The sequence below is a fragment of the Sphingobacterium sp. UBA2480 genome (assembly GCF_002341965.1).
In the GTDB taxonomy this organism is placed as follows: domain Bacteria; phylum Bacteroidota; class Bacteroidia; order Sphingobacteriales; family Sphingobacteriaceae; genus Sphingobacterium; species Sphingobacterium multivorum.
This window is the reverse complement of sequence record NZ_DDPA01000007.1, coordinates 56,101-69,807: the sequence shown is the minus strand read 5'-3', so window position 1 is coordinate 69,807 and position 13,707 is coordinate 56,101. Positions and strand designations below refer to the sequence as shown.

The following is a 13,707-nucleotide window of genomic DNA, read 5'->3' as shown; positions in this document are numbered from 1 at the left end:
GGTAAGATAATAAATACAGTGGAGATAACAAAACCGAAACCTAAGCAAAGCCAATGAAATACTACCACCCGATGCCGTAATCCTCCCCATTGTTGCTACTGCCGCCCCAAAGTGTACGGTGCTGCTGATCGAAATAAATCGCATTGATAGGTCCACTGGTACGATCGCCGAGCTGAATGCTATACCCCATTTTCTTCAATTGTTCAATAATTGCTGGAGCGGTATTTTTGTCCAATAGCAGGCTACCTGAGCGCGGTTTTCGATCATCGGTCTTTGTTCCTCCCAGCGATAGCCAAAGCTGATTACTGTTGATATTGGCCGCCTCGCTGGCTTGTTGTGGCGTCATACCAAACTCGACCATATTCAAGAAAAATTGCAGTAAATTCTGATCCTGAGTATCTCCGCCCTGCACGGCAAAAGAAAGGTAAGGTTTTCCGTTTTTCAAAGCCATCGAAGGGGTGAGCGTTACACGCGGTCTTTTGCCTGGCTCGACCACATTGAACGGGTTAATCAACGAATCTAAGACAAAACTCTGTAGGCGCTGACTCATGCCCACCCCAGTATTCCCGGCAATACAGGCAGGAAGCCAACCTCCACTCGGTGTGATCGAAACGACCCAACCTTCTTCATCCGCCGCTTCAACACTTGTGGTACCCCGTAATAAACGGTCAACATAGGCACTATCCACCGCTAAAGAGGCCAAAAGAGCTGTTTTTGGCAATTCCGTTAGCGACGAACTTGAGCGTGCGTCATGTTTAGGGACAAAATCATTTTTCAGCTCCGCATGTGGTGTAAACTCCTGCTTACGCTGCTCCAATAACGGAAGATAAGGATTCTGTTTCCCTTCATAGGGATAAGGATCTCCGGGAAGTACATTCGGGTTATTTAGCTTAAGGTCAATTGTTGCAGCTCTCGCCTTCGCATAAGACTCATGTAATAGGCCTTGAATAGGTGTCTTCGGTTTACCGTAGGGATCACCATAATAAAAATCCCGATCGGCAAAGGCTAAGTTCATAACCTGATAGAGTGTATGAATATAAGAAGCAGAATTATAACCCATGGCCTTTAGGTCAAAGTTTTTTAACATTTGCAGGCTCTGTAGCATGGCTGGCCCCTGTGTCCATTCTTGTAATTTATACACGTCAACGCCCTTATAATTGACGTGCAATGGTTCCTCCTCAATAGGTTTCCAATTGGCCAAGTCTGCTTTCGTGATTAAGCCACCTTGCTCCTTACTGCCACGGACAAATTCATCTGCAATATCGCCGGTATAAAACCGGTCGTAGGCAGCCATGATTGCGGCTTTCCTATCTTTTCCCGCTGCTAGGGCCTTCTTTTCGGCTTCTACCAATTTGGACAGGGTCTTATGCAGATCCTGCTGTACAAAAACCTCTCCCGCCTCGGGAGCTTCCCAGGATTTCCCTTCATGTACTAAAAACACCTTTTTACTGTAGGGCCATTCTTTAATGCGGTCTTTACCCCGCTCTATACTCGTTGCTGTTTGTGCATCAATGGGATAACCCGCAGCCATTTCAAGAGCAGGAGCCAATACCTCTGCAAGACTTTTCGTTCCATAATGAGCCAACATATAGCACAATCCGCCGGGTGTACCCGGAGTAACCGCAGCAAGGGGGCCATATTCAGGTGGAAATTCATAGCCCTTTGACCTAAAAAAATCGACTGTCGCTCCACTGGGTGCTACCCCTAAGGCATTTATGGCAATAACCTTCTTTAATTTCGGATGATAAATTAAGGCCTGCGTCTCTCCGCCCCAACTCAAAACATCCCACATCGTACAGGTTGCTGCGAGCATGGCACAAGCAGCGTCCACCGCATTTCCGCCTTGTTGGAATAGTTGGGCACCCGCTGTTGCCGCCAAGGGCTTACCCGTAATAGCCATCCAATGTTTTCCATGTAAAGGTGGTTTCTGTGTGCGCTGAGCTGAACTCAGCATCGGCATACAGGTAGTAAGTAATCCAAATAGCGTCGTCAGTAGCAGGGTACTTCTTCTTTTCATAGCAGCAATCTTTCGTTAAGCAATGGTTTTAGTTAAACCAAGATAGGTATTTTTAAAACAAACAAAAAACTCCTATCAACCGAGATTGATAGGAGTTCTTAAAATCTTATGTGCTCTTGTTTTACCAATAAATAGAATATAAGGCTGTAACCAATAGCGCTACGATCAATGCGATGACCAAAAACGCCCGGTGTGGTTTAAACATCGTGGTATCAACTTCCAATCCAGCTGGCACGACACCACGCTTATTGTCGATAATACTGATGAGAATCATACCGATAATACAGATGACGAAAACAAATCCCATTCTATCCAAAAATGGAATTTCGTACACTCCTGTTGTTGGATTCGGAACAGAGAAACCTGTTGATGACAAGAATGACAGATCGACCCAATCTGGCAATTTTTTGAAGATGATCGAGAAAATAAAACCACCAATTGTTGCAAACAAAGCCGCATTTGAAGTTGCTTTTTTCCAGAAGAATCCTAAAATGAACATCGCAAAAATACCTGGAGATACAAAACCTGTATATTCCTGAATATATTGGAATCCACCTTTCTTATCAATACCTAGATGTGGAGCAATCAGCACGCCCAAAATCATGGCAACCACAACAGTTAGCTTGCCGATGTTGACCAATTTCTTGTCCGATGCTTCTGTATTGAATACTTTTTTATAAATATCCAAGGAGAAGATTGTTGCGATACTGTTTGCTTTACCTGCCAAAGAAGCAACCACTGCCGCTGTCAAGGCTGCAAACGACAGTCCCTTCAAACCAGCTGGCAATAAATTCAATAAAACTGGGTAAGCATGATCCGGATTTACCTCTCCATGTTGCATCATTTCATTTTGGAACAGGCCATCTTTCCACATGACATAAGCTGCAATACCCGGCAACACCACAATAATAGGCATTAATAACTTCAGAAATGCTGCAAACAAGATACCGTTTCTCGCGGTTTTCAAATCTGCTCCAAGTGCGCGTTGCGTGATGTATTGATTACATCCCCAGTAGTTCAAATTAACGATCCACATCCCCCCGATCAATACGGTTAGCCCCGGTAAATCGAGATAGTTCTCGTTTTTACGATCCAGAATCATATGGAAGTGGTCGGAAGCTTTTTCGGTCATCAAATGATAGCCTTCCAATACTCCTGAGCCACCATAGTGCTCTGAAACGAGGTTCAAGGCCAGGTAAGTGGTCGCCAAACCACCCAATACCAGAAAGAAAACCTGAATAATATCTGTATAGCCGATTACTTTCATTCCCCCCAATGTAATGATCACCGCAAAAATCGCAATGGCATACATACAGGCTTCCAGACTGATACCGGAAATGCTGCTTACCGCAATGGCTCCCAAATAGAGGATGGATGTCAAATTAACGACAACATACAACAATAACCAGAAAACGGCCATGATCATCGCTACAGTTCCATTATACCGTTTATGGAGAAACTGTGGCATCGTAAAGATCTTGTTCTTTAAATATACCGGGATAAAAAATACCGCAACCACAATCAGTGTAATGGCAGCCATCCACTCGTAAGTCGCAATAGCCAATCCCATCTTAAATCCAGAACCGCTCATACCGATAAATTGCTCGGCCGAGATATTGGATGCAATAAGTGAGGCTCCGATAGCCCACCATGTCAATGATCCCTCAGCCAAGAAATAGTCTTTGGATCCTACAGATTCAGATTTTTTGCGATAATACACCCATAATCCGTAACCTGCCACAATAACAAAGTATATCAGGAAAACGATGTAATCTTTTGTGCTTAAATAATTATTCATGTATTGGTAATTGGTTTAATTTGATCGCCTAATATAGAAATATTTTTAGAACTATATATATCTATTGACCAAATTTTCTAAATACTCCTGTTTACCACTAATCGTTTTCGGCTCACCTAATTCCACTGCCAAATCCCTTAAGTTCTCCAACGTCAAGGTCCGCTCTTCGAATGATGCGCCATGGCCTTTGTCAAAAGAAGCATAGCGATCGGCCCGTATTTTTTTATAATCCGAATCTTCGAGAATACGCTCTGCGGTAAGAAGTGCGCGTGCAAAAATATCCATACCACCGATATGTGCATAAAACAAATCTTCGGGATCTGTCGAATTCCGGCGGATTTTGGCATCAAAATTCACACCTCCACCTTGGAAGCCACCACCTTCTAAAATAATCAACATGGCTTCGGTCAGTTCATTGATATCATTTGGAAATTGATCCGTATCCCATCCATTTTGATAATCACCGCGGTTGGCATCAATCGAACCCAATTTACCGGCATCTACAGCGACCTGTAACTCGTGTTGAAAAGTATGTCCGGCCAAAGTAGCATGATTTACCTCTAAATTCAATTTAAAATCATCCAAAAGATTGTATTGACGCAGGAAGCCCAGCACGGTAGCCGCGTCATAGTCATACTGATGTTTTGTAGGCTCACATGGTTTCGGCTCAATAAAGAAAGTTCCTTTAAAACCGTTTTTACGGGCATAATCCTTGGCCATATGTAAAAACTGTGCAAGATGCTCCTGCTCACGCTTCATGTTCGTATTTAAAAGGCTCATATACCCTTCTCTTCCACCCCAAAACACATAGTTTTCACCACCAAGTGCGATCGTTGCGTCCAATGCGGCCTTTACCTGAGCACCACCGTGTGCAAGGACATGAAAATCCGGATTCGTTGCGGCACCATTCATATAGCGTTTATGGCTAAAAAGATTGGCTGTACCCCAAAGCAATTTTATTCCGCTTTCCTGTTGTTTTTCCTTCGCATAATCAACAATCGTGGAAAGGCGTTTTTCATTCTCAACAACATTATCCGAATAGTCAACTAAATCGACATCATGGAAGCAGTAATAGGGAATGTTTATTTTACTGATAAATTCGAATGCTGCATCCATTTTATCTTTTGCCCTAGTGATTACATCACTGCTTTCATCCCACGGAAATTGATGTGTGGGTCCGCCAAATGGATCCGAACCGTTACCATTGAACGAATGCCAATACGAACAGGCGAACTTAAAATACTCTTCCATGGTCTTGCCAGCAACAAGCTGTTTTGGATTGTAATAACGGAAAGCCAATGGATTTGTACTGTCTTTTCCTTCGAATTGAATTTGACCAATGCCTTTGAAAAATTCCTTTTTCCCTTTGATAATATTCATCTTATTTTTTATTTATTTGTTTGTTTAATACTTCCTTCCATTGCTGATAATGCTCCTCATATTGCGCTACAAATTGCGGTTCGACAGTATACACAGGCTTCAACGAACGAAATGCTTCTGTAAAGTCTGCATAATAGCCACTCCCTATACCGGCTCCAAGAGCGGCTCCAATACTCCCGTCGTGATTGAAGATCTCCACAGGAACGTTTGTTGCCCCCACAAATGACTCCCTAAAAACGGAGCTCAAGAATAAATTTGCATACCCCGCACGAATCATATTTGGATACAAATTGTTTTCACGCATGATATCCAGGCCATAGCGGAAGGCATAGGCAATCCCTTCCTGTATAGCGCGTAAAATATCGCTTGTCTCATGTCTGTTCAAATCTATTGCTGTAATTGATGCCCCCACTGTTTGGTTATTGAGCATGCGTTCGGCGCCATTGCCGAATGGGACAACCTGTAATCCTTTGCTACCAATAGGTGATGCGCCGGCCAGCGCATTAATCTGTTCATAAGACAAATCTCGTCCCAGTAATCTCCTGCCCCAACTATTCATAATACCGGTCCCATTGATACAGAGCAATACCCCTGTACGGATATCATCCTCGCGATAATTGACGTGTGCAAATGTATTGACGCGCGATTCACGGTCTGCAATCAACTGGTCGCTCACCCCATAGATAACCCCTGAAGTACCCGCGGTCGCGGCAACTTCCCCGGGTTGAAGGACATTGAGGGAAAGTGCGTTGTTGGGCTGATCACCAGCTTTATAATTGATAGTCACTGTGCCAGAGAGGCCAAGCTCCTCGGCAACAGCTGTTTTAATCTGTCCATGGGTCGAAAACACGGGTAAGATCTCAGGAATAAGATGATCCTCAAAGCCATAATAATCCATGATGGTATCCGACAGCTTATTGTTTTTGAAATCCCAAAATATTCCCTCAGACAAGGCTGATATGGAAGTTGTCACCTGTCCCGAAAGTTTCATGGCGATAAAATCGCCCGGCAGCATGATCTTATCTATTTTTTCATAGATCGCCGGTTCATTAGCCTTCACCCAAGCCAGCTTAGATGCCGTAAAATTCCCCGGAGAATTCAAGTGATGGCTCAAATTAAAAGATCTTCCGATTCCATCGAAAGCAGCATTCCCTATTTCTACAGCCCTGCTATCGCACCAGATAATTGCATTTCTCAACACGTTCTGATCTTTATCGACGATAACTAAGCCGTGCATCTGATAGGCAATACCAATGGCGGAAATCGCTTTGGGATCGTATAACCCTAACGCATTTGCCTTCAATAAAGCCTGTTTAAAGTAGTCCCACCAATCGAGCGGGTTTTGTTCAGCCCAATTGGGCTCCACCGTTATAATGGGAGCTTCTACGTCCGGATATTGCACCGAGCAAACCTTGCGTTGCGAAGATGCCTCAACAATCGAAACCTTTACGGAAGAAGTACCTACGTCTATACCTAATAAATACATGGTAATTAATTGAAACTGGTTATTTTAAAACAAAGGCGGAAACAAACATTGCAACCGGTTGCATAAAAGTAGGATATGTTTCTGAATTATCAAAATATTAAATAAAATTATTTACTTTGGAGCGTGAATAAAAAAACGACAATTTACGATATTGCCCGTGCGCTTGGAGTGACAGTCTCTACCGTATCGCGCGCATTGAATAATGTGCCTACGATCAGCGAGGCGACACGCAAGCTTGTGCTTGATAAAGCAAAGGAATTAAATTATAGTGTCAATAAGCTAGCGTCCTCCCTTTCCTCGGGCAAGTCCAATACAATTGGAGTCATCGTACCGACCATGCAAATTCATTTTTTTGCAGAGGCGGTACATAGTATTGAAAAAGAGTTAAAAAAACACAATTATAGTCTATTGCTTTATCAATCGAATGAATCTTTTGAGGATGAAGTTAATGGCGTGAAGACTTTACTGGAAGCCCAGGTGGACGGCATTATTGCTTCGTTGTCGCTAGAAACGCAGGAAACCCAGCATTTTCAGGAAGTGATCAATCAGCGCAAATGTTTGGTTATTTTTGACCGTACGCATAAAAATATTCCTGCTCCCGTGGTCAAACTTGATGATTTTAAAGCAGGCTACCTCGCGACACAGCATTTACTTGAACAGGGCTACAAAAATATTGCCTTTATCACAACGGATAAAGAAATAGCGATTTTTCAGGATCGTTTCCATGGTTTCGAAGCCGCCCTAAAAGACGCGCAGATTTCCCCGCAGAAGGACTTTATTATTCGCGGCGACTTATCCATTGAAGCCGGTATCAAAGGAACCGAACAGATTCTAAAATCTGCAATCCAACCTGACGCCTTTATTGGTGGCGATGACTTTACAGCTGTCGGGATAATACAAGCATTAAAAACTGCAAATATTGCTATTCCAACAACTGGTGTGATCGGTTTTGCAAACCAGACCTTTTCTTCTTTTATCACGCCCACACTGTCAAGTATCGACCAGCAGGCCAACAAAATGGGCGAAGAATGTGCTAAGCTCTTTCTGAAAATGGTCAAACAAAAAAGTCCATACGAAGCAATCGAACAGATTGTTCTTGACCCTATATTGATAAAAAGAAAATCTACCAATAGAATAGACAAATAATCAGTACCTTTGCCTAAATTTATTTAAATGCAAGCCCGGCAGAAATTTAGGATAATAAGCATCTGTTTATTATTTGTCATTCAGGCCCTTTTTTTAGTGGCCATCTTTGTAGAAAACACACATTCTTATATTGTATTGGCTTTTATCGGCCTACTGTCCTTACTGATCTTATACAGTTACCTCAAGTCGCCCATTCATCATTACAGGCATGAATATGAATCGATTAAAATTGCTATTTGGGTACCTGTAGGAGCGATTGCATCCTACTATTTCAATCAGATTTTCGGTTTGGGCCCTGTGTTGGGCGCAGCACTGACAGGTACCATCGCCTCGTTCATTCCCAATATCAACAAAAATTCAAGCTATCTACCCCACCTTCCGGCAGCAATTTATTGCGGTGCATTTGTAGGGATGTCCAATGCGCAGGTGGCGCATGGGTTCTCTTTTATTTTAGCAGCCAGTATTTTTACAGCGATCTTTCTGATCGTATCGAAAAGTTTATTAAATGGTGTCGGCGGTAAACTAGGAACATTGGCCTTCCTGGGTGTTTCACTGACCTACCTCCTGTTATACATTTTTAAGTAATATGGAAACATTCATTTTATACCTCGTTGGAGTTATAGGGAGCACAGCGACCTACTATGTCAATACCAAATTTCACCAAGGAGCAGTGCGTTCATCAGCATTGCTGACATTATTTGTCGCAGGTTTTCTTCATTTCTTCCCACAAAGTGTTTCGCCCTATCTTGCACAATATATTCCGCCGATTTTTATCGGTGCATCATTTATAGGTATGGTATCAAAAAGTCAGTTATCAACTTATTTTGGTTTAGCCCTTGCCGGCATTATCTTTACAACGATTCTGCTTAATACAAGTAAATTTTTCACCGGCTACGGTGGAGCACTTGGAACTTCGGCCTGCATCGCACTGTTGGTCGTATTGAGTATCCCTTATTTTAAATCACCACGGAAAATGACCGTTGGATTTCTCCAGCTCCGCAAAACAATCTTAAAAAAACAGGGGAAAGTTTCAAAAAGACGAGTAGATTTGTTTAAATAAAAAGCATAACCACATGAAACCTTTATTTCTTGCCCTTATTATCCAAATCTTTCTCCTGAGCCATTTGAGTGCTCAACAAGCAAAAATTAACATCGTAAATCAAGAACGAAATAGCAGCTACAGAGGTTTAAGTGTAGTTGATGATACAACTGTATGGGTAAGCGGAAGCAATGGGACAGTTGGGCTCAGCACCGATGCTGGAAAAAACTGGCAGTGGGTCAATCCAATTGGCTACGAAAAAACAGATTTTAGGGATATCGAAGCATTTGATGAGCATGAAGCCTTAATTATATCGGCCGGTTCCCCTGCCATTATCTTAAGCACACAGGATGGTGGTCGAAGCTGGAAAGAAGTATTCAATGACAAGCGGCCCGAAATATTTTATGACGGTTTTGCTTTTACATCAAAAGGGGTCGGCATTGCCTTTGGCGACGCCATTCAGGGAAAAATGCCGCTATTGAAAAGCACCGATTTCGGAAGGTCCTGGAAAGATATATCCCCGAATATGCACTTTACCATTACCGATGGCGAGGCCGGTTTTGCAGCCAGTGGAACATCAATATATTGCGATAACAGCGGAACATATTGGATTGCCACAGGTGGGACAGTTTCCAATATCTACAGCAGCAAGGATCAGGGTAACACATGGCAACGTTACAGCTGCCCCATCATTCAGGGCACAAATAGCACCGGCCCTTTTTCTGTCGCATTTAACACATCAAAAACGGGTATTGTCGTCGGTGGCGATTACAAGGCGGATAAAAACAAAGACAAAAATAGCCTGCTAACCAACGATGGCGGCAAAACATGGTCTGCACCACAGACAGCACCCGCTGGCTTTAAGTCGGCCGTTATTTATCTTTCAAAAAAACAGCTGATCAGCACGGGCACTTCGGGTACAGACCTATCGAATGACGGCGGAAAAAACTGGACGCCTATTGGAAAGGAAAGTTTCAATGCCGTCCAAAAGGCAAAAAAAGGTCGAGCGATATTTTTAGTGGGCGATAAAGGCAAAATAGCGAATTTAGCATTATAAGCTAAATTCGCTATTTCCTGCAACACTACACACTATTTTTTGCAGCACTGTGCCGCTAGGTTTTGTCGTCCAAAACCGAGATTTACGCACTTATAAATAACTACTTACGCGACAAACGCGATTCCTCCAAATCCAGGGAATACTCGATCTCTTTAATGACATCGCTGTCAAAAGCCTTGCTTTCCTTGATCTTGTACAGACCATCACGACGCAGCGCCAAAAGTTCCAGCATAATTTTATTATAGAGCCCCCTTACTGCCGAAAGCTGCGCGCGCGTATCCTCTTCTTTCGCTCGTTCGGATGCATTTACGCTTCGGATAATCTGCTCTTTGACGCGAGCGATGGTCTCATGTTCCAGCATTTCTTTTGCATAATGTTTATCCAGATATGCAATAGATTCTTTGCCAAGCCGTACACGGATCTCATCAATTTGCTCTTCCATTGAAGCTTGCTCGTCGACTTCCTCAATTTTTATCAATTTAATCAACAAAGGCAATGTAAGCCCCTGAAAAACGAGTGTTACCAAAATAACCACAAACGTAATGAACAAAATCAGATTTCGGTGCGGGAAGGCCGTTCCATCGTATAAAGTCAATGGAATCGCTAATGCTGACGCCAAAGAAACCACGCCTCTCATCCCGGCCCAGCCAACGACCAGGGGCAGTTTCCACCCCGGACTCTTTTCCTTGATGCGAACCCGTTTGAATAATATTCTGGGAACAAAAGCCGAAAGATAAACGGCGATTAAGCGCAAAACAATAACAATTACACAGATCGCCAAGGCATAATCAATAGCTTCCTCCATGGAGTATTCACCCAATCCATTGATGATCACCGGAAGCTCAAGTCCAATTAAAATAAAAACAAATCCATTTAATAGAAAGCCCACTGTCGCCCAAACCTCCTTCGTCTGGATGCGCGTATGGTAGTTGAGGTAATCGCCTGCCCGGAAGGAAAGAAACAATCCACCACTAACCACCGCCAAGACCCCCGACCATTCAAAATGCTCCGCAACAATATACATCAGGTAAGGTGCGATGAGCGTAATGGGTGTTGAAATACTGGACGATTTCGCGACATAGCGTAAGAAGATATAGAGGATGTGACCTATAACCAAACCAACTACAACACCCATGACTGATAACATCAGAAACTGTGTCGTCGCATTGCTCATTACGAACTGACCAGTAAGAATCGCGATGGATGCAAATCTAAAGACAGTCAATGAGGCCGCATCATTGACCAGGCTTTCTCCTTCCAATATTGCAATTCCCCGTTTAGGAATACTTACCCCCTTCAGGACAGAACTCGCGGCCACGGCATCTGGGGGAGAGATAATCCCACCCAGTAAAAAGCCCAGCGCTAAGGTAAACCCAGGAATAATACTGACCGAAAAGTAGGCAATGGCCAATGATGTGAAAAAGACTAAACCAAAGCCCATGATGAAAATAGACCGTCGCCACTTTAGAAAATTCCCCCAATTGGTATACCAGGCTGCTTCGAAAAGCAAAGGTGGCAAAAACACCATAAATACGATATCGGGATCAACACTAATAACCGGCGCGCCCGGAATCAGCGAAATCACCAGTCCGCCAATAACCAGCAGAATGGGGTAAGAGATTTTTAAGCGTTGACTCAGCACAAATAACATGGCCATAAAGAAAAACAGCACCATAACCAATAAGAGGTTGCTGTGAATTTTTTCACCGGCCTTCCCGCCCACGGTAGACTTAACATCCTGATAGGGAACCGACATGGACATGCTGTATTGACGAATCTTCCATTCATTATCCAGCTTACTTAATACCCCCACGCCACGAAAAGACTTGGTATTGATCTTAAAAGATTCATCAAACCACGCTGTCGTACTATCTGCATTAAAGCTGATATGCCGCTTATCATAGGTGTAGGTCCAGGCATTTTTTGGATTGAAATATTGATCGGTGAACTTCTCTGCATGTGCTTTATCCCACCTTTCATCATGATCAGTACCCAAAATAACGCCATCTGAAGCAATAACATTCAAAAACGGGCCATACTTTACCTCGCCCGAGGTTTTGTACCAACGGTCTAACAGCCCATTGATTTCGTCCATTGGCTGCTGGGCATTTGTCGGAAAGACAAATAAGATTAAACTAAGAAAACAATACGTACCTAAAATGATCTTTCTAATCATACATTATAAAACTTCGTAATCGCTCAGACAATACGCTTTCGCTGAGATCAGTCTTAAAACAAAAAGCTGCGTATGCAGCTTTTTGTTTTTATTTAATTATTTCTTCAATTTCGCTGATAATCCGCTGCGCGATCTGCTCAGCAGCTTCAGGCGTAGGTCCCTCCGAGTAAATCCGAATAATCGGTTCGGTATTCGATTTACGCAAATGCACCCATTCATTTTCAAAGTCTATTTTCAAGCCATCGATTGTCGAATGGTCTTCATGCTTATATTTTTCCTCCATTTTGGCCAATAGGTTGTCAATGTCCAATTCCGGAGTCAGCGTGATCTTGTTTTTTGACATAAAGTATTGCGGCAAAGAAGCACGATATTCGGAGGCTTTTTTACCAAGCTTAGCCAAATGTGTCAAGAAGATGGCCACGCCTACCAGCGCATCACGGCCATAATGAGATGCCGGGTAGATAACACCACCGTTTCCTTCTCCGCCAATGACAGCATCGACTTCTTTCATCTTTGTAACCACGTTGACTTCGCCCACAGCCGCCGCATAGTACTCGCCACCATGTGCTTTAGTCACATCACGTAGTGCGCGTGTAGAAGATAAATTGGAAACGGTATTTCCTTTTTTATGCTGCAATAAATAGTCCGCTACGGCAACTAGGGTATATTCTTCACCAAATAGCTCGCCATCCTCCATCATAAAGACCAATCGATCTACATCCGGATCTACGGCAATCCCTAAATCAGCTTTGTGTTCAATAACCGCAGCCGATAAATCCGTCAAATTCTCTTTCAATGGTTCTGGATTATGCGGGAATTGACCATTTGGCTCACAATGGATTTTATAGATTGTCTGTACACCAAGTGCATCCAATAACGCTGGAATAAATGTACCACCGGTACTGTTGACTGCATCCAAAGCAACTTTAAAATTAGCCGCTTTGATGGCTTCTTTATCCACATATTCCAGTGCCAACACAGCGTCTACATGTTTCTGTAAGTATGAATAATCTTTATGAACTTGTCCCAGTTCTTCCACTTCGGAAAAATCAAAGTCTAAGGATTCACCAAGGGCCAATACTTCTTGCCCTTCAGCATCTGAAATGAATTCACCCTTTGCATTTAATAACTTTAGTGCGTTCCATTGACCGGGGTTGTGTGAAGCAGTCAAAATAATACCACCCGCTGCTTTTTCCATCGGTACGGCAATCTCTACCGTTGGCGTTGTTGAAAGACCCAGGTCAACCACATCAACACCGATGCTTTGTAGGGTTCCAATCACCAAATTACTTACCATCTCACCAGAAACACGCGCATCTCTTCCGACAACAATTTTTTTGATACCACTCTGCTTAACAATTATTTTGCCATAAGCAGCTGTAAACTTAACGATATCTATTGGGGTAAGTGCCTCTCCAGCACGTCCGCCGATCGTACCTCGTATTCCTGATATTGATTTAATTAAAGTCATTTCTTTTGAATTGATTAACGTGTAAATTTAGCACAATGGCAATAAAATATCGAATTAAAATTATAATTAATGAATATTTAACGTATATTTGTTGCAACAAAGTTGTTTTTAAAAGAAACAACCGTTTGCAATGAAAT

10 protein-coding genes are annotated in these 13,707 nt (G+C 42.9%); 4 read left to right on the top strand and 6 right to left on the bottom strand.

Translation table 11 applies throughout. The features are described 5' to 3' along the window. Positions 1-61: 61 nt before the first annotated feature. The 4 genes from B3600_RS13590 to B3600_RS13575 all read right to left on the bottom strand — a co-directional run bounded on the left by B3600_RS13590 (position 62) and on the right by B3600_RS13575 (position 6,681). A complete protein-coding gene (locus B3600_RS13590) occupies positions 62-2,017 on the bottom strand; it encodes a gamma-glutamyltransferase family protein (RefSeq protein ID WP_286753272.1) in 1,956 nt (651 codons plus the stop codon). A gap of 121 nt (positions 2,018-2,138) precedes the next feature. Further along, complete coding sequence (locus B3600_RS13585) at positions 2,139-3,815, bottom strand: sodium/sugar symporter (RefSeq protein ID WP_286753271.1); 1,677 nt, start codon at positions 3,813-3,815, stop codon at positions 2,139-2,141. 51 nt (positions 3,816-3,866) lie between these two features. Next, the gene (gene xylA / locus B3600_RS13580; protein WP_286753270.1) at positions 3,867-5,195 is read right to left on the bottom strand and encodes a xylose isomerase; all 1,329 of its coding nucleotides are present in this window, start codon (positions 5,193-5,195) and stop codon (positions 3,867-3,869) included. A gap of 1 nt (position 5,196) precedes the next feature. Continuing rightward, complete coding sequence (locus B3600_RS13575) at positions 5,197-6,681, bottom strand: xylulokinase (protein WP_286753269.1); 1,485 nt, start codon at positions 6,679-6,681, stop codon at positions 5,197-5,199. Between the two features lie 123 nt (positions 6,682-6,804). On the opposite strand from B3600_RS13575, the gene B3600_RS13570 reads away from it, so the two are divergent. The 4 genes from B3600_RS13570 to B3600_RS13555 are packed head-to-tail and all read left to right on the top strand — an operon-like array spanning position 6,805 to position 9,923. Further along, positions 6,805-7,827: a LacI family DNA-binding transcriptional regulator gene (locus tag B3600_RS13570; RefSeq protein WP_070563701.1), complete on the top strand. Its 1,023-nt coding sequence runs from the start codon at positions 6,805-6,807 to the stop codon at positions 7,825-7,827. 27 nt (positions 7,828-7,854) lie between these two features. Then, positions 7,855-8,412: a hypothetical protein gene (locus tag B3600_RS13565; RefSeq protein WP_286753268.1), complete on the top strand. Its 558-nt coding sequence runs from the start codon at positions 7,855-7,857 to the stop codon at positions 8,410-8,412. A 1-nt stretch (position 8,413) separates the two neighbouring features. Then, a complete protein-coding gene (locus B3600_RS13560) occupies positions 8,414-8,887 on the top strand; it encodes a hypothetical protein (protein WP_070563707.1) in 474 nt (157 codons plus the stop codon). A gap of 13 nt (positions 8,888-8,900) precedes the next feature. Beyond that, complete coding sequence (locus B3600_RS13555) at positions 8,901-9,923, top strand: WD40/YVTN/BNR-like repeat-containing protein (protein ID WP_286753267.1); 1,023 nt, start codon at positions 8,901-8,903, stop codon at positions 9,921-9,923. Between the two features lie 100 nt (positions 9,924-10,023). On the opposite strand, the gene B3600_RS13550 is transcribed toward B3600_RS13555, so the two are convergent. Both B3600_RS13550 and glmM read right to left on the bottom strand, forming a co-directional pair. Beyond that, positions 10,024-12,099: a Na+/H+ antiporter gene (locus B3600_RS13550; RefSeq protein ID WP_286753266.1), complete on the bottom strand. Its 2,076-nt coding sequence runs from the start codon at positions 12,097-12,099 to the stop codon at positions 10,024-10,026. 88 nt (positions 12,100-12,187) lie between these two features. Further along, positions 12,188-13,570 carry a phosphoglucosamine mutase gene (glmM, locus tag B3600_RS13545; RefSeq protein WP_286753265.1) on the bottom strand — a complete coding sequence of 461 codons (1,383 nt, stop codon included), beginning with the start codon at positions 13,568-13,570 and terminating at the stop codon, positions 12,188-12,190. Positions 13,571-13,707 lie beyond the last annotated feature (137 nt).